Here is a 21,276-nt window from a genome sequence, read left to right as displayed (position 1 = left end):
CGCCTTACTTCTTAGTGTAACGGTTGCGGAATTTATCGATACGTCCTGCGGTATCAACCAATTTCATCTTACCAGTATAATAAGGGTGAGAAGTATGCGAAATTTCCAGTTTTACCAACGGGTATTCGTTCCCATCTTCCCATTTGACAGTCTCCTTGCTCTCGATGCATGATTTTGTCATAAAAGCATAATCATTTGACATGTCCTTGAAAACCACTAACCTGTAATTCGATGGATGCAAATCTTTCTTCATTAGAATAATTATTTTTTTCAGTTACGCTCCCTGCCATTTAGTATAACAAACCTCGGCAATGGCTGGAGGTTTCGTTTATCTATCACAACAATCTCCAATAGCGGTTGCAAAGGTAGTTTATTCCTATGTAATTTGCAATAGTATTTCGGCAATTTTCTGCAAGGTTTTCCATGGTTGACCATATCCTAGCCCACCATAAGTACCCCTTTACCCTAATCCAGATTATAGGAATTGCAGGTCGCCGAAGAATTTTGGCAAATGGAAATTGGGAACAGGATAATCTATCCTGTTCCAGGAAACGTAGTGCGGCGCAGGCAATTCATCACCACACTTATAGAAATTGCCCGTACATTTTAATCCAGTTAAGGAATTTATAGTATCGGCATCAAATACAGTAAACGGGATATCCAGCAATAAATGCCATGTTGTATCCGTATCTCCATGGTTTTTGGCATGGATGCGACTATGGGTCCTTACCTTTTCGACGGTGCCATTAGGCAGTTTCCTACGCTTTCCCTTATCGGCATTACCGTGACCGATCAACCCCGTTCCCATACAATTGAATTCAAGGTTATAATAATGAACGCCATCAAACGATAAAAAAAACTCTACACAACTATCTTTATAGACTGGGTCATTTGTGTTGCGGTACGCAGCTTTGACATGCTCCTCCTTTATAACGTATTTGAGCAAAATACTATCCACCGTATGAGCTATCTTGAAATATACAGTAGGCTTGTAGGGATAGGCTGGCCACGCTACTTCCATCAGATTCGTAGCATCCAATGGGGTCAACGCAGCTTCAATAGCATTCGGGGATGAACCATGGTTCACATCCGCCAGGAAAGGAATAAGCAATTTCTTCATATAAATAATTTACTTAATCGACCAGCCATCATACATGTTGATAGCTATCCGCCACACGAGTGATGATTCCCCGTAATTCCAATTCATGCGCTTCAAGTTGATCCACCAATCTAAGCTGTGCCCTGGTACGCTGTAGGTTGTGATTGGGATGTTGGATTTTATAATAATGGTCGCCCTCCAAAAAATCCGTGAGAAACCGTACAACCTGCATGTAAGGTAACAGGAGTACCCCCTCTATCAAAGAGTCGATTTCGCTTGGTATCAAAAAGGGATGAGCCTCTTCAAAATACCCTTCCGTGTAAGCCTGGAATAGCGGGATATTCAATTTGATTTTGTCTAGATCGGCCTCATCCTCCGCAGCACAATTGATGATGGTTCGGATTGCGTCACCAAAATCATAAGCCACATATCCCGGCATCACGGTGTCTAAATCTATCACGCATTGCAAGTTGTCGTGTTCATCAAGCAGCACGTTATTGAATTTCGTGTCGTTGTGTGTAATACGTACGGGAAGCTGCCCTTGGGATGCGGTATCAAGTATCGTATGCATGCGCTTCTCCCTATCCATAATAAAACGCAATTCATCACTTACTAGAAATACCCTGTTTGCCACATCCCTGTCAATAGCATTTTTAAGTTTATCCAATCGCTTACCGATGTGGTGGAAATTTGGCAGTACCTCATGGATAAACCGAACATCCAAATCAGCCAATAAACGCTGGAATTGCCCAAATGCTCGTCCCCCTTCCTTTGCTTGTCGGGGAGTTTGCACGATATCATAGCTTCGTGTATCTACTAATAGAATAAACATTCGCCAGAAGTTCCCTGTCGCATCCTGATGGCATGATTCACCTTGTCGGGTTGGTATGAGCGTTAGCACCTTCTCTTCAAGGTGTTTATCATGGCCATCCAGCGCCCGGTATTTCTCTTTCAAATGTTGCGTCACCAACTGTATGTTTTGCATCACAGCTGCTACGTCTTTGAAAATATGGTGGTTTACCCGCTGAAGTAAGTAGTTCTTTGTTCCGGGCCAATCGGTCGTAACACGATAGGTATCATTGATGTGCCCCGACCCAAAAGGCGAAACACTGGTAACATTCCCTTCAATATCAAACTCACCTGCCAAGGTGGAAACCTGTTTTGGATTAAACGAATTCATAAAAATAAAAGGACAATACGGTCTTCTGCTATAAAACGAGACGCAATATGCAAAATAGCATATTAATAATGGAACGATTTCATCAAACAATCGTTTGCGCTATTTTTCATTAGAATAAAGTGCTTATTGATACATTGTTTGCTCTTTAGCGGTATCAATGAAATCGCTGCGCTAAGTTTTAAGCGGCAATGAAGCTTGCAAGAGCTGTTATAAATAAAAAATCCCCGTAGGCCTTAGGGCTTATGGGGATACATAAGTAATCTTTAAATTTACGTTAAACCATTGTGCCTGTTTCCAATGCAACTACGACAGGTGATGCCGCCAGTACATCTTTGTTCACCATATCCTCAAACTTTTTGAAGTTTTCGATAAAAAGTTTCGCCAATTGGTTGGCTTGAGCATAATAGGCGTTTTCATCGGCCCACAATCGTACGGGGTTCAGCACAGCGTCAGGCACATCTGGGCAAGTAGTGGGATAGTGCAACCCAAATACTGGATGGACCGAATAGGAGGATTCTTTAAGTGCACCATCCAACGCAGCTTTGATGATGGCCCGTGTATAGCCCAGTTTAATCCGGCGCCCGATACCGTATGGACCTGCAATCCATCCGGTGTTGATAAGCCATACATTGATGTCGGAGCCCGCTAATCTTTCTCTCAACAGCTCGGCATAATGCGATGGGTGTAATGGTAAAAAAGCCTCGCCGAAGCAAGCAGAAAAAACAGCCTTGGGCTCCTTGATCCCCACCTCAGTACCTGCTACTTTGGCTGTATATCCGGATATGAAATGGTACATGGCTTGGGTAACGGATAGTAAGGATACCGGTGGAATTACTCCAAATGCATCCGCCGTAAGAAAAAAGACATTCTTCGGTGCTTGTGCCCGGCCAGATGCCACACTGCCTGTGATATGGTGGATGGGATAAGCTACCCGGGTGTTTTCGGTTTTCGTGGTATCTTCATAGTTAGGGATGCAGGTACCGGAAAAGAAATTGATATTCTCGATAAGGGCACCGAAACGAATCGCCTGGAAAATTTCGGGCTCTTTGCTTTCATCAAGTCCTATGCACTTGGCATAACATCCGCCCTCAAAATTGAAAATCCCGTTTGCATCCCAACCGTGCTCATCATCCCCCACCAAGAACCGGTCCTTGTCGGCCGAGAGCGTGGTTTTTCCCGTACCAGAAAGGCCAAAGAAAAGCGCCGCATGCCCATGCTCATCAGTATTGGCCGAGCAATGCATGGAAAGCACCTTTTTTTGGAGTGGCAGGATAAAGTTTAATACAGAAAAAATGCCCTTCTTTATTTCACCAGTATAGCCAGTCCCTGCCACTAAAATCACTTTCCGCGTGAAATTGATAATGACAAAATTGGGATTGTGCAAGCCAAATTGCTCGGGATGCTCACAACTAAAACCCGGCGCAGCCAAGATTGACCATTCGGGACGCGCCATGGGATCAGGACAGGCAGGCCTGATGAATAGGTTATTTACAAAGATATTCTGGTATGATGTTTCGGTAATGGCCCTGATGCCGATGGTATGATTAGGATCGGCACCGGCAAGGGCATCCCGCACGAAGATGTCCTTGTCGTTGAAATACGAGGCTACCTGCTCAAACAGGCACTCGAATGATGCTTCCGATATGGGCTGGTTGATGGCGCCCCACCATACGGCTTTTTCGGTCAGCCCATCCTGAACAATAAACCTATCATGCGGTGCCCGTCCAGTAAAGCGCCCAGTATCAGCGGCCAACGCTCCTGTATCTGAGAGGCTTCCTTCGTTATTGATAATTGCGTTTTCCACCAGTTCGGCAACGCTTTTTTGATAGTGTACCTTTTCTTTGTTCTTGATGAAAAGGTAATCCAGCTCTGGAATTGCTTTTTTTGGAGCATTCATAGCGATTATTTATATTTTTTTTGCATTTAATGCGACAAAGGTAGGGATTAAAAATTCACATATAAAAGCAAAAAAACATTGAAAATCAGCTTTTTGTATAATATACACTAAGGTAATCAACTGAAACACAAATCAGTTTATCGTTTTAGCCTATAGATATAAAAATTTATGCACATATTTTCATGCAAACGTTTACGTATTCGGCTTGTAATTTTTACCTTTATCATTTAGCCAAATGAACATACAACCATGAGATTATATAGCATTGATACTGGATTTTTCAAACTTGATGGCGGGGCGATGTTTGGGGTTGTACCCAAATCGATATGGCAACGCGTGAATCCGGCAGACGAAAGGAATATGTGTACTTGGGCGACAAGACTACTGCTCATTGAGGATGGCCCACGGCTGATTTTGGTAGACACGGGGATAGGCAACAAGCAAGATGAGAAATTTTTCAGCCACTACTACCGTCACGGTAAGGCTACGCTGGATGGTTCACTTGCTGCCCATGGGTTTCATCGGGATGACATTACCGATGTCTTCCTGACCCATCTCCATTTCGACCATGTGGGCGGAGCCATCGTCAGAAAGGGCGAAGCATTGGAGCCCGCCTTCAAAAATGCCACCTACTGGAGCAACAAGCAGCACTGGGATTGGGCCCTATTCCCTAACCACCGGGAAAAACCTTCCTTCTTGCAAGAAAACATCTTACCCATCTATGAGAGCGGGCAACTTCGATTCGTTGATGTAGAAGATGGCATCCGGTTTTCCGAAAACATCGTTATTCGCTTTGCCTATGGCCATACGGATGCCATGATGATGCCTCAAATCAGTTACCACGGCAAAACGCTGCTTTATATGGCAGACTTGTTGCCTTCGGCCGGGCATATCCCCCTCCCCTATGTAATGAGCTATGATGTGCGCCCACTGACCACCATGGAGGAGCGTAAACGCTATTGGCAGGAGGCTGTAGACCATGATTATACCTTATTTCTGGAACATGATCCTGTAAATGAATGCTGTACCATACAACTCACGGAAAAAGGATATCGGCTCAAGGATACGTTTTCGCTCAATGAATGGTTATGAAAAAAGCCGTCCCAATATGCATCGGGACAGCTTCCGTTTAGTTTAGTTAGTGCTTCATATTATGCCATAGACTGGCTTTGGCGGATGATATTAAGCGCACCTCCCGCTTTGAACCAACCGATTTGCTGTTCATTGTAGCTATGGTTCACGTTGATTTCATCAATCGAACCATCAGCGTGATGAATCATCAATGTCAATGATTTGTTGGGTGCGAATTCGGTGAGCCCTACAATGTCAATGGTATCGTCTTCCAAAATCTTGTCGTAATCTTCCTTATCCACAAAGGTCAATGCGAGCATCCCCTGTTTCTTTAAATTGGTCTCGTGGATACGGGCAAACGATTTGACTAATACGGCACATACACCCAAATGGCGGGGTTCCATAGCCGCATGTTCGCGTGAAGAGCCTTCGCCATAGTTTTCATCGCCCACAACGATAGAGTCGATCCCGGCTGCTTTATAACCACGCTGTGTAGTGGGTACTGGTCCATACTCACCGGTCAACTGGCTTTTTACGGAATCGGTTTTGTCGTTGAAGTAATTAACGGCACCAATAAGCAGGTTGTTGGAGATATTATCCAAATGCCCCCGGTATTTGAGCCACGGCCCGGCCATGGAAATATGGTCAGTGGTACATTTACCCTTGGCTTTGATAAGCAGTTTCAGTCCCTTGATGTCGGTGCCTTCCCATGAAGCGAAGGGATCGAGCAACTGTAGACGATCAGACGTTGGTGATACGGCAACCACCACCTCACTTCCATCCTCAGCCGGAGCCTGGTACCCTGGATCCTTCACATCAAAACCTTTTTGAGGAAGTTCATCTCCCATAGGTGGATCCAGCTTCACGGCTTCACCTTTGTTATTTATCAAGGTGTCCGTAAGTGGATTGAACGACAGGTCGCCCGAAATCGCAATGGCTGCAACCAATTCCGGTGATGCCACAAATGCATAGGTATTTGGATTGCCATCTGCACGTTTGGCAAAGTTCCGGTTAAACGAATGGACGATCGTGTTCTTCTCAGCCTTCTCGGCATCTACACGTGCCCACATGCCGATGCAGGGTCCGCAGGCGTTGGTGAAAATCGTAGCGTTCAAATCTGTGAAGGTATCGAGTAGGCCATCCCGTTCAGCGGTATAGCGTACTTGCTCAGAGCCGGGGTTGATACCGAATTCGGCCTTAGTCACCAATCCCTTCTCCACCGCTTGCTTGGCCACGGAGGCCGCACGCGATAGATCCTCGTATGAGGAGTTGGTACATGAGCCGATCAATCCCCATTCCACTTTTAGCGGCCACGCGTTCTTACTTGCCTCTTCTTTCATTTTCGACACCGGTGTGGCTAAATCAGGGGTAAATGGGCCATTCAGGTGGGGTTCCAATTCGGAAAGGTTTATTTCGATGACTTGGTCAAAATAATTCGCTGGATTGGCATACACTTCTGGATCGGCGGTCAAGTGTTCTTTGACGGAGTTAGCGGCGTCGGCCACGTCGGCACGGTTTGTCGCCCGCAGGTAACGTTCCATGGACTCATCGTACCCAAAAGTAGAGGTGGTAGCTCCGATCTCGGCTCCCATATTGCAGATGGTGCCCTTGCCCGTACAGGACATGGATATCGCTCCTTCTCCAAAATATTCAACAATGCAGCCCGTGCCGCCCTTTACGGTGAGGATACCGGCCACTTTAAGGATTACGTCTTTGGGTGCTGTCCAACCGTTGAGTTTGCCTGTCAGCTTGATACCAATCAGTTTCGGGAATTTAAGCTCCCACGGCAATCCGGCCATGACATCACAAGCATCTGCCCCACCTACCCCGATGGCCAACATACCTAATCCACCAGCATTGACGGTATGCGAATCCGTGCCAATCATCATGCCTCCGGGAAACGCATAGTTTTCCAGCACTACCTGGTGGATGATACCAGCTCCAGGTTTCCAAAAACCAATACCGTATTTATTGGATACCGATGCCAAGAAGTCAAACACCTCCCTGCTTTCAGAAGTGGCTACTGCCAAATCCTTTTTTGCCCCCTCTTTGGCTCGGATTAAATGGTCGCAGTGGACAGTGGATGGAACAGCAGCCCTCGGCCTCCCGGCCTGCATAAACTGCAACAGGGCCATTTGGGCTGTGGCATCTTGCATGGCCACACGGTCAGGGGCAAAATCCACATAGGAGACTCCGCGTTCATATCCTTGCTTTGCATTGTCATCCCACAAATGTGCATATAAAATTTTCTCGGTCAGTGTCAAAGGCCTATTTACCACTTCACGGGCAGCGGCAATCCGTGCTCCGTATTGTGAGTAGACCTTCTTAATCATATCAATATCAAATGCCATTTATCAATTATACTAGTTGAATTATATGAAAAGAAGCAAAATAACAGGGTTAATGTGCTGTTATTTTCCGTAAAATTGCTGCGAATTTACAAAAAAAACATGTTTTAACGAGGATTGGTAGCGCACCCATTTAATTTGGAAATATTCTAAACAAAATACGCGCCCACGACTTACACTGTTTGAGATAATTGGTGATTAGGCGGAAACCAAATCAGGAGTAATCCCTTTCAGCTCCGCGATTGCATGAATGGGATTTTTAGCTGCAAAAACAAAATTACCAGCGACCAATACGTCTGCGCCTGCTTTCAATAGTGCCAAAGCATTATGGCTGCTTACCCCTCCATCGATTTCAATCAGCAAGCTGTCATTCCTTCCTGCAGCCAAACTTCTCAATTCTTTTATCTTTCGGTATGTGCCTTCAATGAATTTCTGCCCACCAAATCCAGGGTTGACAGACATAAGGCATACTACATCCACAACCTCTACAATTTCATGGAGAAGCGAAACGGGGGTATGTGGGTTGATAGCCACGCCAGCATTACAATCCAATTCCTTTATGGCATGAATGGTCCTGTTCAAGTGCGTGCATGCCTCAAAGTGCACCGTGATGTTATCGGCACCGGCTTCTTTGAATTGCTTAATATATTTGTCGGGTTCTACAATCATCAGATGTACATCCAATGGCTTCCTTGCATAATGTGCTATGGAGGCCAGCACTGGAAATCCGAACGAAATATTAGGTACAAATACCCCATCCATGATATCAATATGGAACCAATCAGCATCACTTTGATTGATCATCGCAATATCATCATATAAATGGGCAAAATCCGCAGACAATACGGAAGGGGCAACAAGGTGTTTGCGTCTGGACATAGCGCTTTTTTAGCAAAGATAACGAATTGCCAGTGATTCTTTTTCAGGGAACCGAAAAAATATAGAAAACTGACAAAGTCGACCATGTAGCGGTATACCGCCGTTGTCCGTCACGATAACTATTTATCTGCAAGGAAGTCAAAGCGTTCACTTAATTCAGGCGAATACCTGTCTGTAATGTCTTCTTCACCAGGATCCTCCTCATGATGCAAGTTGCCACTTAGCAGTTTATTCAACAGTTTTCGCACCAGCGGGTATTCAAATTCGGCCTTGTGCAATTTAATCAGGTACACTTTATCGGTAATCTCGATGCTAGATTTTGTCATGATATGACGCTTTAGTTCCATGGGTGTAAGTTATCATGCGAATAACAACTCACCATTAACCAAAATTTACCATACTGTTAAACCTTATCAATTTGCCTTTGCGTACATTTGCAGCAGGTAATTTCCCATTTCTTGTCCTGCATAGGAAATTTTTATTAGGTTTGGGATAAAATACGATAAGGTGGCAAGATTGAAGATCAAATACAAGTCGGCCGACGCGGACGGAAGATATGCATTCCTACTAAAATATGGGATGATATTGGCCAGTATCGTTCTGATTACGGTTTTTTTGCCAAAACAGCCCCGTTTCAGGTACGAATTTGAAAAAGGCAAGGTATGGATGCACGAGGATTTGGTATCCCCTTATAATTTTGCGGTTTTAAAAACACAGGCTGAGCTTGACAGGGACCGTGAAAATGTATTGAAATCCGTATACCCAATCTACGATCAGAACCTTCAAACCGCTGAGCAGCAACTCACTCAGTTTGAAACGGATTTGCCCGAGAAATGGCAAACTGCCGGATTAGACACGCTAGGTGAAAACCTCAACACCTATGAACAAGTTGGCAAACAACTCATCACGGAAATCTATAACCAGGGAGTAATCGCGTTGAACAACAAGTTCCAGGGAGAACATACCCATTACAATTTCACCCTACTCACCGATAACGTAGCAAAACAGAGCAATACGGCTACCGTATTTACGGTGGAAACGGCAATGGAATATGTAAGCAAGGCGGTCGGCAAACGATCGGCCATCAAGCAAAAGGATTGGCTTATCGATGTGATAAGCAATTATATCACGGTAAATTATGTGTTCAATGAACCGCTTACTGCGACTTTGGAGCAAGATGCCTTGTCTAGTATCTCTGCCACAAGGGGCATGGTGCAACGTGGCGAACTTATCGTGGCAAACGGCACAACCATCAACAATGAAATTTATCAGAAAATTGAATCCCTTCGCAAGGCTTACGAAGAAGAATCCCGTATTGGGGGCAATCGGACATTGGTCATGCTGGGCCAGTTTTTCATCGTCGCCTTGGTGGTCTCGCTGCTTTTCGTGTTTATTTTCCTCTTCCGAAAAGATATCTATTACAATAATCGACTGATTTTCCTAATCCTTATTGTCATTACCAGCATGCTATTGGTATTGTCATGGGCCATCACCATCAAGCTCCCGAGCCTTTATTACATCCCTTACTGTATTGTACCGGTCATCATACGGATACTTTTTGACACGCGCCTAGCGCTCAACATCCATTTATTGATGGTTTTGCTGGCCGCATTTTTTGTGCCCAACAGTTTTGAGTTTGTATTCCTGCAATTCTCCACGGGTATGGTGGCCATATACAGCATCAAGACATTGGTAAAACGGGAGCAATTTCTTATTTCATCCGCTATTATTCTGGGCACCTATTTAGTCGCCTATCTCGGGATGGGACTCATGCGTGATGGATCTTTTGGCAACTTCTATTGGTCTGACATTACCCCTTTTGTATTCAGCGTGTTGCTCACGTTGCTGGCATATCCGCTTATCTATGCTTTCGAACGCGTGTTTGGTATCATATCGGACGTGACGCTTATGGAGCTTACTAATAGCAACTCCAAATTACTTCGGGAACTGTCATACAAAGCCCCTGGTACTTTCCAACACTCCATGCAGGTGGCCAACCTCGCCGAAGCGGCCATTTACAAGATCGGTGGTAATACCCTACTGATAAGGGCTGGCGCACTGTACCACGATATCGGCAAAATGTCAAATCCTCAGTATTTTATCGAAAACCAAACCAAGGGATACAATCCGCATGACGGGCTTTCATTCGAACAAAGTGCGCAGATTATCATCTCACATGTGGCGAAGGGCATTGAGTTAGCAAGAAAGCATCAGTTGCCTGAAGTAATCATTGACTTCATCCGCACCCATCACGGTACCACAAGAGTAGATTATTTTTACCAGTCTTACATCAAATCATTCCCTGAGAAGTTTGTGGATGAGGATATGTTCCATTATCCCGGACCGATTCCGTTCTCTCGTGAAACCGCGGTATTAATGATGGCCGATTCGGTTGAGGCGGCATCAAGGAGTCTCAAAGAACCAAATGCACAAAGTATCAATGACTTAGTAGATAAAATCATTGAATCCAAATTAAACCAGAAACAACTCATAAATAGCAACATCACCCTTAAGGACATCACGTTGGTGAGCGAGATATTCAAAGACATGCTGAAAAGTATATATCATGTACGTATTGATTACGATGCCAGCAAAAAAGGCAAATCGGGTTTAAGAACGGAAACAGATACTCCGCAGCATACCGGACAACAATGATACAAGAACCCCATCTTTAGCTTGGAAAAGAAATTGATTTTTTCACTTTCCGGTATTCCGAATTTCGTTTTTTTGTATTAGGTTTGCAATCGCAAAACGGAGAGGTGCCTGAGTGGCCGAAAGGAACAGTTTGCTAAACTGTCGTACTGGAAACGGTACCGCGGGTTCGAATCCCGCTCTCTCCGCTTAGAAAAATCCAATATTGGTGCGTCTTTAGTGGCAAAATGGATTTTAATTTGGGCAAAATCAAGCCCAGCGGGGCTTTAAACGGATGGTTCGAATCCGTGTGCCTCCACTAGAAAGCCCAACAAAAAACATTAAACCCTGCAAATCATTCATTTGCAGGGTTTGTTTTTTTGCCATATAACGCATTTTTTTCAAAAACACTCTAAAATAATATGCGTCATTCGTGGCAATCCGCTTCGAGTTAAAAACTGCCACGATTAACAACATAAGCTGTTATTCTTCAACCTGTTCATAGGGTTTACATCTTGTTTCAGCGTAACATCATTCCGAACTTTGTTTAACTTAAAAGGTTTGTGTTATGTTAGAATTGAGTTTTGGGCTATTGTTTTTCTTGAAATCTTCGAAAAACAGCAAGGGAATGAAACGACATGTTTATGCAAGGGTTACGGTAAACGGTACCCGAAGAGAATTTTCGACCAAACAATTGTGGTACATCCACCGCTGGAATCAAAATTCCGGTAGGGCATCCGACAATAAAGAGGATGCCCGGACCTTAAATAACTTCCTTGACCTGATAACAGCAAAAGTGTATCAAGCAAAAAAAAAACCTGCTGGAACGGGATGAGGATATAACCCCAGAGAAAATCTATTGTTTGGTTCATGGCATCACTGAGGATAGAAGAATGGTGCTAGAAATCTTTCAAGAGCATAATAACAAGATGGAAAATCTCAAAGGTGTAGATTTTGCACCCGGAACGGTAAAGCGCTACGAGACCTCTTTAAGCCATACCAGGCAGTTCATTAAATGGAAGTATGGACTGGATGATATTGAATTGAAAAAGTTGGATTATGAGTTCATTAGCGAATACGAATATTGGTTAAAGACCGTAAGGAAATGCAACCACAATACGACGATGAAGTATCTGGCCAATTTCAAAAAAATAGTCCTTCATTGCGTTAATTTAGGCAGGCTTCCTAAAGATCCATTTTTTGGATTTAAGCTAGTAAAGAAAGAGGTTATTCGTCCATACCTGACATCGGAAGAATTGGATACAATCCAAAAAAAAGATTTCAAAGTGGAACGGCTAAACTTGATCCGGGATATCTTTGTATTCTCCTGCTTTACCGGCTTGGCTTATATTGACGTTTACAACCTCCATCAGACACAAATCGCCAAAGGAATGGATGGAGAATTTTGGATTGCACTCAATAGACAGAAAACGCAAACGCCAACAAGAGTACCCCTTCTCCCTCAGGCCATCGCAATAATAGAAAAATACCGTGAACATCCACGTTGCAAAGATAGTGCTCAAATTTTACCCATTCTGACAAACCAGAAAACGAATGCCTACCTTAAAGAAATTGCCACGCTATGTGGCATCTCAAAAGAGCTCACCTTTCATATTGCCCGGCATACGTTTGCCACAACAATAACGCTTTCAAATGGAGTACCGCTCGAAACAGTATCAAAAATGTTGGGCCACAAATCATTGAAACAGACCCAGCATTACGCCAAAATCATCGATATTAAAATCAGTCAGGACATGAAGACATTAAAGGAGAAATTAAATTCTAAAGCAGTAGGAATTTACCCAAGTTGAAAAAAAACGCAACTATGTTTGATAAAAATCCATGACAATTCGAATCTGCTCTGTTGCGCTTCACAGAACAATTTTCGAACCATTTTATACAGGATTTGAAGAAATTGGCGGTCAGGAAAGTTGGGGAACTTTAAAGCTTCTCACCATATGGCGACTAATGCAATATTATGTTCACGATAGATTTTTATAAAAATCATATGGATTATTGTTATGAAGCTATTTATTTTTAGATTGGCTTCACTTTTCTTAATATGTTCAGACATAAAAAGGCAAGTGTTAACGATAGAATCACAGATATTCCTGCTGTCCAATGCATTCCATTGGTAAAAGCTTCTTTTGCTATGACAATAAGGTCTGATGCCCGATCTGCCGACAACTGATTTGCACGAGCGATAACACCTCCCAGGGAATCGTCAATATTTAATTCGTTTTGAAAATCAGATCTGAATATTTTGTTTTTGTAAGCCAGCGTGCCAATACTTCCTAAAATTGCAATGCCCAACGCTCCACCCAATTCTGAGCTTGTTTCTGACATTGATGAGGCCAGGCCGGCTTGCTCAGGCGGGGCACTTCCCACAATGGCATCTGTCACCAATGTAAAGACCAATGCAATCCCAAGGGAAAAGATGGCAAAACCGCTTACGATAAAAAACAGATCAAAGCCGCCTCCGAGAAAAAGCAGCAACCCAAAACCCAGAGCGGCCAGGACGAAACCCGCAGTCATGATAAACACGGGCCTGAATTTAGTGGTCAGATATTGGGTAGTGAGTGCACCGATGATAAACCCAACCCCTGAAGAAATGCCCCATAAACCTGCTTCGAATGCGGAAAAGTCCATGACCAGTTGAAAATATTGTGCAATAAATAAAAACATCCCGAAAAGCATAAATGCGGCCAGAAGGTTCAGGCTTAAAGAGGTAGAAAATTTTCGGTTATCAAATAGCTTTAAGTCGATAAGGGGATTATCCAATCTCTGTTGCCGTCGTATAAACAGCCAGCCAATCAGTATGCCGAGTAGTATAAAGAAAACCGGCTGAAAGTGAAGCCCTTCCTTTACAGCCACCTTGATGCCAAATACTACGGACAAAATAGCAGCCAATGACATTAGGGCACTGATGAGATCCATTTTCCCCGGATCGGGATGTTTAAATTCAGGAAGCAGGAACGGACCCAAAATCAATAATAGGATCATTATTGGAATAGCAACCAGAAAGACAGCTCCCCACCAGTAAAATTCCAGTATGATCCCACCGACCACCGGACCTATGGCACCGCCGATGGAAAAGCTGGTAATCCATATTCCGATAGCCAGGGTTCGCTGTTTTGGATCTTCAAACATGCTTCTAATGAGGGATAGGGTAGAAGGCGCCAGCGTAGCGCCGGCCACACCCAAAATGGCTCTTGATGCGATCAGGGAATTGGCACTGTTTGAAAAGGCGGCCAATACAGAAGCCAGTCCGAAGACAGCGGCACCGATTAACAGCAATTTTTTTCTACCGATCCTGTCACCCAATGCTCCCAGCGGGATCATCAGTCCCGCGATGACGAAGCCATAAATATCTATAATCCATAATAACTGTGTACTGGTGGGTTGAAGATCCTCGCTCAACTTGGGCACTGCCAGGTTAAGGATAGTGAGATCCATGGAGTAAAGCATACACGGCAGGGCGATAATGGCAAGCCCGATCCACTCCTTTGTTCCTGCTTTTTTTATGGCAATCTCTTCTTTCATAACACGTTAGTTTTTTGTTAGGTGTTTAATTTGAATAAGACAGGAATGGGGTTGATGACTACCTCAGGAAACTGCCTTCAAAAGAGATGTTCCATTACATGATATTTTCCGGTGTTGTCCTCCTTGTTTACAAGGAAATCGAATTGAAGTTTATTGTCCATTTTTATCTATTTTGATGACCTTGTTTGTTCTATGACAAAGTTCAGTGATCTATTTTGCATATAAGGAGTGTAAAAACGACTATTTAGAGGGGGGAATGTGACATATCACCTCTTTATAGCCGAAGCAAACATAAATAGGAGCTATTTATCAAAATAGAATAAACCCGACATTGACCGGAAAATCCGGCAAGCGTCAGGCTTTGTTGGTCCGACTCCATTTTGCCGATGGGAAACGCTTTTTGAATTCATCCCTTAATCGTGTACTGTAGGGAAAACGAATGAAGATAACTTTCTTTCCCCGTTGTTCGCCTGGTTCAAAATTGTAGTTGTTTAAATCCATATCCCAAGTGTTTTGCTGATAAAAGCAATCAATTTTTGATATACAAAATAATGAGCGATATATGAAATAATGAATTAGTCAGAACTTTCTTATCCTAAGTAAACACTGTAACTTTTTAGAATTAAGGTGTTTTATTAATAGAAACGGTTAATTGTGTATTAGCGGTCATTGTGAACAACACCTAACGTATAGGCATACCCACCATTCTCAAGTAACCAAGGCTTTACTATCTACATTCACATAGAAAAACTTAAATTATTGTTGGATATCCAACTTTACTGATTAACTTTATTGGATATCCAACAAAAAGGAAGACATATGGCTGACGATGTATCTATTGGTAAACTCATTTCAGTTTTACATCGAAAATCACACGTATATTTTCAAAAAGAGCTCCGACCATTAGGCATGGACAGGGGACAGGTCAAAATACTCACTTATTTAGCTCATTATCCTGGAGCTACCCAAGGAGATTTGACTGATTACTTTCAGATGGACAAGGGGACCATCTCGTATTTTATTAAAAGAATGGAAAAAAGTGGGTATGTTAAGAAAACCCCTAATCCAAATGATTTACGAATTAGAAAACTTTATCTTACTAAAACGGGTGCAGAGAAAGAAAAATTGATAAGAAATATTTTTTCTAACTGGACAGAATTGCTGCTCAATAACTTTTCCGATGAAGAACGGGTACAGGCTTTTCAAATTCTACGGAGAATGGTTAAAAACGTAGGTTTCTTAAATGAAAATGATCATGCCGAAGAAAAGTAAACCAAACCTTATTGAATTGAAACAAGTGTAAAAATCTAAATATATATTTTTAACATTATTAATCATTAAATAAATAGAATATGAAAAGTACAAATCCAATCAATCTTATTCTGCTATTGGGAATCTTCACCACATTTTCTGCTAACATTTATTCTCAAAAGGGCAATTCAAAAACAGATGTAAAAATGGAAATTTTTCAAACAAAAAAATCAGACACTATGGAACAAATTTTAATTGACAAATTGATTGTCCCTGCAAAAGCCAAACAGGAGTTTACTGAAATGTTGAACTTCAACAGGAATTTCATTAAAAAACTTCCGGGTTTTATTGAAGATAAAGTGTATGAACGAACCGATGAGGATGGAAATTTAATTTGTATAACTGTTGCGGCTTGGGAAAGCACTGATGCCATAAAAAAAGCGAAAGAAGCAGTTCAGGCTGAATACCAAAAACAAGGATTTAACCTTCAAGACACGCTTAAAAGATTAAACATCACAATTGACAGAGGTATTTATAAAAATGCAGAAAATTAAAATAATAGCATGAAAAAAATAATTGTATTTGGAGTTACAGGTGGCACAGGGAGGTTGGTTGTTAAACAAGCATTGGAAGCAGGACATCAGGTTACTGGTGTTGTCCGAAACCCTGATGCGTTCACTCTCAAACATCAGCAATTAACAATTATCCAAGGCGATGTGCTTCAGCCAAACTCCTTTGAAAATGCAATCCGGGAACAAGATGTAGTCATTTCTTGTTTAGGAACTCAGCAAAGAGAGCCGACAACCATTTATTCCGAAGGTGTTGGCAATATTATTAAAGCAATGCAAAAAGAAGATATCAATCGCATGATTTGTATTTCAGCAGGTGCGGTAACTGTCCCTCCAAAAAGTTCTTTCATAATGAAGTTTGTTGTAAAAAATATTTTGCAGCGAATATTTAAATATGCCTATGCTGACATGCTCAAGATGGAAAAACTGCTAACTGAGACCAATCTGAATTGGACCGTTATTCGTTCACCCTGGTTAAGAAACACCAGGCTTACTGGTAAATACAGAACGACAATCAACGAGCCTTTAAGAAACCCGTCCAAAATTTCCCGTGCCGACCTTGCAGATTATATCGTGAATCACTTAACAGACGAAAAAACTTTCAAAGCCAAAATAGAAATCTCTTACTAACAAAAATAGAAATTTTAAATGCCATATGTTATTTCGCAGCTCCCGTAGTAGCTTCGAGATGTGTAACCGTAGATTTGGGAAGTGTGTTGACGTGCGCAAACACTGCCATACAAGTTGGATCAACAGTCGAGGGAAAGCTTGTAAACTACCGGAGTAGATAAGGTCAGTTTTGATGATATTGAAAGTAGGGGGGTTACATCAATACCTTAGTGAGATACAATCAGAATTACGTACCAAAACCTACCATTGTTCGCCTGTTAGGGGAGTGTAATTTAAACTGTGTCAGCGTTTAAATTTATTACATTTACAAGATCAAGAGAAGCGGAGAAAAGCTCTGCTGAGGAGCAACTTTTCAAGGAATATCTTGATCCGTTAGAATGAGCCAATTCAATTAATTTTGAGTTGGCTTCTTTTCGTAAAGTTAATAAATAAGTCATTCTTTCGGTTTTATGCCTTAGAAAACCTTTGGGCGTCAGCCCAAGTCGGCACATTAAATTCAGCCTTCCCTCAAAATGGATAGCCAGTTGGGATACGGTAAGGCCCCAGTTTTGCAGAGGCTGTGTCCATTTCTTACTAATATTCCGGTAAGCTAAAAAGACCAATTTTAGCAGTGCCTCGTCAGAGGGGAATACCCCTTTCGTTTTGGTGACTTTCCTCACCTGACGATGAAAACCTTCTATGGTATTGGTGGTGTAAATAATACGCCGTATCGACTCCGAATACTTGAAAAAGGTCGAAAGCTTAGGCCAGTTTTCTTGCCAGGAACGCATAACGAGTGGGTATTTCTTTCCCCATTTTTCACCCAGCTTTTCCAGATTCAATTCAGCAAGTTCTTTAGTTGTCGCTTTATAAACAGACTTCAATTCTCCCATGAACTCCTTTTGGTCTTTGGAAACTACATACTTCAAAGAATTGCGGATTTGATGAACCACACAAGTCTGAACTTCCGTCTTTGGGAAAACACTCAGGATGGCTTGCTCAAAGCCATTTAGATTATCAATGCAGGCAATCAGAATATCCTTTACCCCTCTGTTTTGGAGATCGGTAAGTACACTAAGCCAAAAATTGGCACCTTCACTTTCCGATACATATACGCCCAATAAATCCTTTCTGCCTTCCTGGTTGATACCCAAGACATTATAGACGGCGCGATGCTTCACCTTCCCGTCGTCCTTTACTTTATAATGCATCGCGTCAAGCCAAACGATGCAATAAAGCTCCTCTAATTGACGGCTTTGCCATTCTTTGACCAGCGGCACTACCCGGTCCGTTATACCGCTTAACGCATCATGTGAGATGTCCATGTCATACATCTCTTTAATATGCGCAGAGATATCTCTAAGGCTCATCCCAAGACCGTACATGCCGATGATGGCAGCAATCATCGAATAAAATCGTTCAGACCCGAACGGGCCGATCAGCTTGAATACGGAATAAAAACCAACTTATTCAATGATAAGTTGAGCACCACTATTTCATTGTATAACATTAAGGTATCAAATAGGGTATCACCGGATCCTGCAAATATCAACAATGCATTACAGGGAGGAAAGGTCCGAAGCAAGGGATTTGAGTTCGAACTGAACGCCAGTCCCTTCACTGGGCTCCATCTGATAGCTGGATATAGCCATAATGAAACGGAGGTTATAGCAGGTGATGAAGATGACTTCTATAGCGAGCCTGGCAGGAGTATTGGTGGACAGGGTCCGCAAAATTTGGCTAACCTATGGGCAAGCTATAAATTCCCCAACGGTAAGTTACATAACTTGGGCATCGGTTTTGGCGGAAATTATGCTGGCAAATACCGGGTTATAGATAATAGCATAACCGGAGAATTTGACCTGCCGAGTTATCTATTGCTCAATGCGGGCCTGTTTTATAACCTGGATCACTACCGGATTTCATTTAATCTGAACAACTTGACCAATAAGGAGTACTATATCGGTTATTGGTCCGTTAATCCTTAACGTTTAAGGAATTTTGCGGCCAGTTTCAGCTATAAATTTTAAAGTCTGGATGTTGCCTCATCCACCGCTTCCTGTCCGCTTCACCCAAATATTCCAGATATGCATGTACCTCTTTTACTTCCTCTACGGCTCCTCCTACTGCGCCTTCCAGTCTTTCCAACGCAAGTACGGCGCAGCATTCCTCCCCGAAGGAATAGTGCCGTATCCGTTCCAGCTCCGGTAGGCCGAGTTCCGGTGAAAATTCTTCCAGTACGTCACGGGGAATCTCATAGTCACCTTCCGCCGTGTATCCGATATACCGGAAGCACCGGGTCAGCCATACTTCAAACAGCAGTTCCATGGTCAGGTGTTCATTGAAATGGCGGACTAAGCGCTCCATCAGTTCCTGCCCTTTGGCTTCCCCAAGATATTGTACTATAGTTCTTTCCACCAGCGCACAATAGCCCGGGAATTGGTACTCTTCCAGCCCATTGTCGAAAAATCCTGCTACCAAATCAAAAATGGCTTCGGGGTTTTTGCCCTTAATCAGTTGGACGGCTGCTTGCTCTAGTAATGGAAGGAAATTAGTGGGTTGATCCCCGGAAAGCATTCCCACAAGGCCCGCCCAGCCATCCAATCCGCTTACCATTCGGCAATCTATCGCCACGCTCCGGTTTCGCTGCGGGTCATGCTTCTTGTTGAAAAACAAGAATTGGTTCTTGCTGAGTACACCCGAAGCCGTCCTGAAATTTTTTGTATGCACAAACACCTCATCCCCGAATGGGCATGCCAGCATTCCGAAGCCTTTGTCATTATTGAACCAAGTTATTTTTCCAAGCAGCATATACACTGATGTATTTAGGCGGAATGGGGAAGCGAGTAGCTGCTTTGCGTAAGATCGGCACCTGGTTATCGGTGCCAGTGATTTTGTGGAGTCAGGTCATGTTCTGGGCTTCACCATCCGTATATATATATATGCCCATCGGCAAACGCCCGACAGGATATTCCGCCGCAAAGTAATATTTTATAACATGTCATGCAAATAATTTTGCAGCCCAAACTGTTCCGGTCGTTTATTCCAATTCCTTGATCCGCTTTTGCACATATTCTATATAAACCTTTTCATCCGGTGTCGTTTCCTGCTTGAGGTACAGGCGGTAATATCGTAAAGCATTACGCGGATCATTGAGCTTGCGATCATACAGCACGGCAAGGCTATAATAGTGCAAGGAAATGGGTGCAAACTGAAAACTACGCAAATAGCTCGACGCCGATGCCGATGGTTGATTGGCCAAATCATGTAAGTCGGCCTTTCGGCCGTAATAGAAAGCGGTATTCGGCGAGATGGCAAGCTCCAATACCTTATCCATACATTCCAGTCCTTCTTTATAACGCTTCAAGGCTTTGTAGGCCATGGCAAGATAATAGTAATCGATTTCCCCCATATTTTCATAAAGCTCCAAAACCTGTTCGTAGGTCTCTTGACAACCAATGAAATCATCGATATGGAAATATCCTTTTGCCAACAATACCAAGACCTGTTTGCTTTCGTCTCCGAGTTCAATCAATTGTTCACCTCGCAGCACAATCTCCATGTAATTCTTCAGTTTTTCGGCGACTTGGGCTTTGGCCAAAAGCAAAAGGCCATTCAGCGAATCGACTTGCAGTGCCACATGCAAAGCAGTATCGGCCCGACGATATGCCTCCTCTTCCTTTAAATCCATGCATACTTGTGCAAAATCGAATACGATGTCGCTATTTAAGGGTTGCAGCTGGTTGGCAAGCTCCAAATAATGGTATGCCGCTTCCATATCTCCTTGCCTTCTCATGATTCCTGAGAGCGCAGTGTAAGCGGATACATGGTTGCTATCTATAGCGATGACCCGCTGGTAATAATCCATGGCCGAAGGGTAAAGCCTCCTTTGCGTATTTATCGCTGCTAAATTCAATAATGTGGAAACATCTAGACTGTCTAACGCATACAATTGCAGGTAATACTGCTCGGCTTGCCGATGATCGCCCGCCATACGGTAGCAATAACCCAGGCGATTGAGGATAGATGGATCCGAAACTGTATCGGGGTAAAAACTTTTGAGATACGCCGCGGCTTCCCGGTATTGGTGGGTTTGGTAGAGTTCAAGCAACTTATCATTGTTTGGTTGGCGCTCTTGAGCATACCCCATGGTGTCCAACAAACAAAACAGCATAATGAAATAAAAGATTTTCCTCATG

The 21,276-nt window shown here is 43.0% G+C and carries 19 protein-coding genes, 1 tRNA gene and 1 pseudogene; 9 read left to right on the top strand and 12 right to left on the bottom strand.

Annotated elements, in window-relative coordinates:
- Nucleotides 1–4: 4 nt before the first annotated feature.
- The 4 genes from NF543_RS10530 to pckA form a co-directional block, all read right to left on the bottom strand.
- Nucleotides 5–253 (bottom strand): type B 50S ribosomal protein L31, encoded by a 249-nt coding sequence (locus tag NF543_RS10530; RefSeq protein WP_257668089.1) that lies wholly within the window; start codon nt 251–253, stop codon nt 5–7.
- Between the two features lie 222 nt (nt 254–475).
- On the bottom strand, nt 476–1,120 hold the full coding sequence (locus NF543_RS10525; protein WP_257668088.1) for a carbohydrate-binding family 9-like protein: 645 nt from the start codon (nt 1,118–1,120) through the stop codon (nt 476–478).
- Nucleotides 1,121–1,148: 28 nt separating this feature from the next.
- Nucleotides 1,149–2,279 carry a phosphotransferase enzyme family protein gene (locus tag NF543_RS10520; RefSeq protein ID WP_257668087.1) on the bottom strand — a complete coding sequence of 377 codons (1,131 nt, stop codon included), beginning with the start codon at nt 2,277–2,279 and terminating at the stop codon, nt 1,149–1,151.
- Nucleotides 2,280–2,553: 274 nt separating this feature from the next.
- The gene (gene pckA / locus NF543_RS10515) at nt 2,554–4,176 is read right to left on the bottom strand and encodes a phosphoenolpyruvate carboxykinase (ATP) (protein ID WP_257668086.1); all 1,623 of its coding nucleotides are present in this window, start codon (nt 4,174–4,176) and stop codon (nt 2,554–2,556) included.
- Between the two features lie 249 nt (nt 4,177–4,425).
- Between pckA and NF543_RS10510 the strand changes: the two genes are divergently transcribed.
- Nucleotides 4,426–5,268 (top strand): MBL fold metallo-hydrolase, encoded by an 843-nt coding sequence (locus tag NF543_RS10510; RefSeq protein ID WP_257668085.1) that lies wholly within the window; start codon nt 4,426–4,428, stop codon nt 5,266–5,268.
- Nucleotides 5,269–5,327: 59 nt separating this feature from the next.
- On the opposite strand, the gene NF543_RS10505 is transcribed toward NF543_RS10510, so the two are convergent.
- From NF543_RS10505 to NF543_RS10495, 3 genes are all read right to left on the bottom strand, one after another.
- Nucleotides 5,328–7,598, bottom strand: a complete 2,271-nt coding sequence (locus NF543_RS10505; RefSeq protein WP_257668084.1) for an aconitate hydratase — start codon at nt 7,596–7,598, stop codon at nt 5,328–5,330.
- A gap of 195 nt (nt 7,599–7,793) precedes the next feature.
- Nucleotides 7,794–8,474 (bottom strand): ribulose-phosphate 3-epimerase, encoded by a 681-nt coding sequence (gene rpe / locus NF543_RS10500; RefSeq protein WP_257668083.1) that lies wholly within the window; start codon nt 8,472–8,474, stop codon nt 7,794–7,796.
- Between the two features lie 119 nt (nt 8,475–8,593).
- The gene (locus NF543_RS10495) at nt 8,594–8,800 is read right to left on the bottom strand and encodes a hypothetical protein (protein ID WP_257668082.1); all 207 of its coding nucleotides are present in this window, start codon (nt 8,798–8,800) and stop codon (nt 8,594–8,596) included.
- A 181-nt stretch (nt 8,801–8,981) separates the two neighbouring features.
- On the opposite strand from NF543_RS10495, the gene NF543_RS10490 reads away from it, so the two are divergent.
- From NF543_RS10490 to NF543_RS10475, 4 genes are all read left to right on the top strand, one after another.
- Nucleotides 8,982–11,129, top strand: coding sequence for an HD family phosphohydrolase (locus tag NF543_RS10490; protein WP_257668081.1), 2,148 nt, complete (start codon nt 8,982–8,984; stop codon nt 11,127–11,129).
- A 98-nt stretch (nt 11,130–11,227) separates the two neighbouring features.
- A tRNA-Ser gene (locus tag NF543_RS10485) sits at nt 11,228–11,314 on the top strand.
- 419 nt (nt 11,315–11,733) lie between these two features.
- Nucleotides 11,734–11,940 (top strand): Arm DNA-binding domain-containing protein, encoded by a 207-nt coding sequence (locus NF543_RS10480; protein WP_257668079.1) that lies wholly within the window; start codon nt 11,734–11,736, stop codon nt 11,938–11,940.
- A gap of 94 nt (nt 11,941–12,034) precedes the next feature.
- Complete coding sequence (locus NF543_RS10475) at nt 12,035–12,916, top strand: site-specific integrase (RefSeq protein WP_257668078.1); 882 nt, start codon at nt 12,035–12,037, stop codon at nt 12,914–12,916.
- 226 nt (nt 12,917–13,142) lie between these two features.
- Here the strand turns inward: NF543_RS10475 and NF543_RS10470 are convergent, their stop codons facing one another.
- Together NF543_RS10470 and NF543_RS10465 are read right to left on the bottom strand one after the other, a co-directional pair.
- Nucleotides 13,143–14,648 carry an MFS transporter gene (locus tag NF543_RS10470; RefSeq protein ID WP_257668077.1) on the bottom strand — a complete coding sequence of 502 codons (1,506 nt, stop codon included), beginning with the start codon at nt 14,646–14,648 and terminating at the stop codon, nt 13,143–13,145.
- A 354-nt stretch (nt 14,649–15,002) separates the two neighbouring features.
- A complete protein-coding gene (locus NF543_RS10465; protein ID WP_257668076.1) occupies nt 15,003–15,149 on the bottom strand; it encodes a hypothetical protein in 147 nt (48 codons plus the stop codon).
- A 318-nt stretch (nt 15,150–15,467) separates the two neighbouring features.
- On the opposite strand from NF543_RS10465, the gene NF543_RS10460 reads away from it, so the two are divergent.
- The 3 genes from NF543_RS10460 to NF543_RS10450 all read left to right on the top strand — a co-directional run bounded on the left by NF543_RS10460 (nt 15,468) and on the right by NF543_RS10450 (nt 17,098).
- A complete protein-coding gene (locus NF543_RS10460; protein ID WP_257668075.1) occupies nt 15,468–15,920 on the top strand; it encodes a MarR family winged helix-turn-helix transcriptional regulator in 453 nt (150 codons plus the stop codon).
- An 80-nt stretch (nt 15,921–16,000) separates the two neighbouring features.
- Nucleotides 16,001–16,453, top strand: coding sequence for an antibiotic biosynthesis monooxygenase family protein (locus NF543_RS10455; RefSeq protein ID WP_257668074.1), 453 nt, complete (start codon nt 16,001–16,003; stop codon nt 16,451–16,453).
- A gap of 9 nt (nt 16,454–16,462) precedes the next feature.
- Nucleotides 16,463–17,098: an NAD(P)-dependent oxidoreductase gene (locus NF543_RS10450; RefSeq protein WP_257668073.1), complete on the top strand. Its 636-nt coding sequence runs from the start codon at nt 16,463–16,465 to the stop codon at nt 17,096–17,098.
- A 494-nt stretch (nt 17,099–17,592) separates the two neighbouring features.
- Here the strand turns inward: NF543_RS10450 and NF543_RS10445 are convergent.
- Nucleotides 17,593–18,471, bottom strand: a pseudogene (locus NF543_RS10445) (IS256 family transposase); the annotation flags it as partial.
- On the opposite strand from NF543_RS10445, the gene NF543_RS10440 reads away from it, so the two are divergent.
- Nucleotides 18,421–19,065 carry a TonB-dependent siderophore receptor gene (locus NF543_RS10440; RefSeq protein WP_257668072.1) on the top strand — a complete coding sequence of 215 codons (645 nt, stop codon included), beginning with the start codon at nt 18,421–18,423 and terminating at the stop codon, nt 19,063–19,065. The pseudogene NF543_RS10445 and the gene NF543_RS10440 overlap by 51 nt on opposite strands.
- 25 nt (nt 19,066–19,090) lie before the next feature.
- Here NF543_RS10440 and NF543_RS10435 read toward each other — a convergent pair whose 3' ends face one another.
- The gene (locus tag NF543_RS10435; protein WP_257668071.1) at nt 19,091–19,888 is read right to left on the bottom strand and encodes a cold-shock protein; all 798 of its coding nucleotides are present in this window, start codon (nt 19,886–19,888) and stop codon (nt 19,091–19,093) included.
- Between the two features lie 229 nt (nt 19,889–20,117).
- Nucleotides 20,118–21,275 (bottom strand): tetratricopeptide repeat protein, encoded by a 1,158-nt coding sequence (locus NF543_RS10430; RefSeq protein WP_257668070.1) that lies wholly within the window; start codon nt 21,273–21,275, stop codon nt 20,118–20,120.
- Nucleotide 21,276 lies beyond the last annotated feature (1 nt).

Origin of the sequence: Parapedobacter tibetensis (genome assembly GCF_024704835.1) — a bacterium.
In the GTDB taxonomy this organism is placed as follows: Bacteria; Bacteroidota; Bacteroidia; order Sphingobacteriales; family Sphingobacteriaceae; genus Parapedobacter; species Parapedobacter tibetensis.
This window is presented reverse-complemented; position numbering and strand designations above follow the sequence as displayed.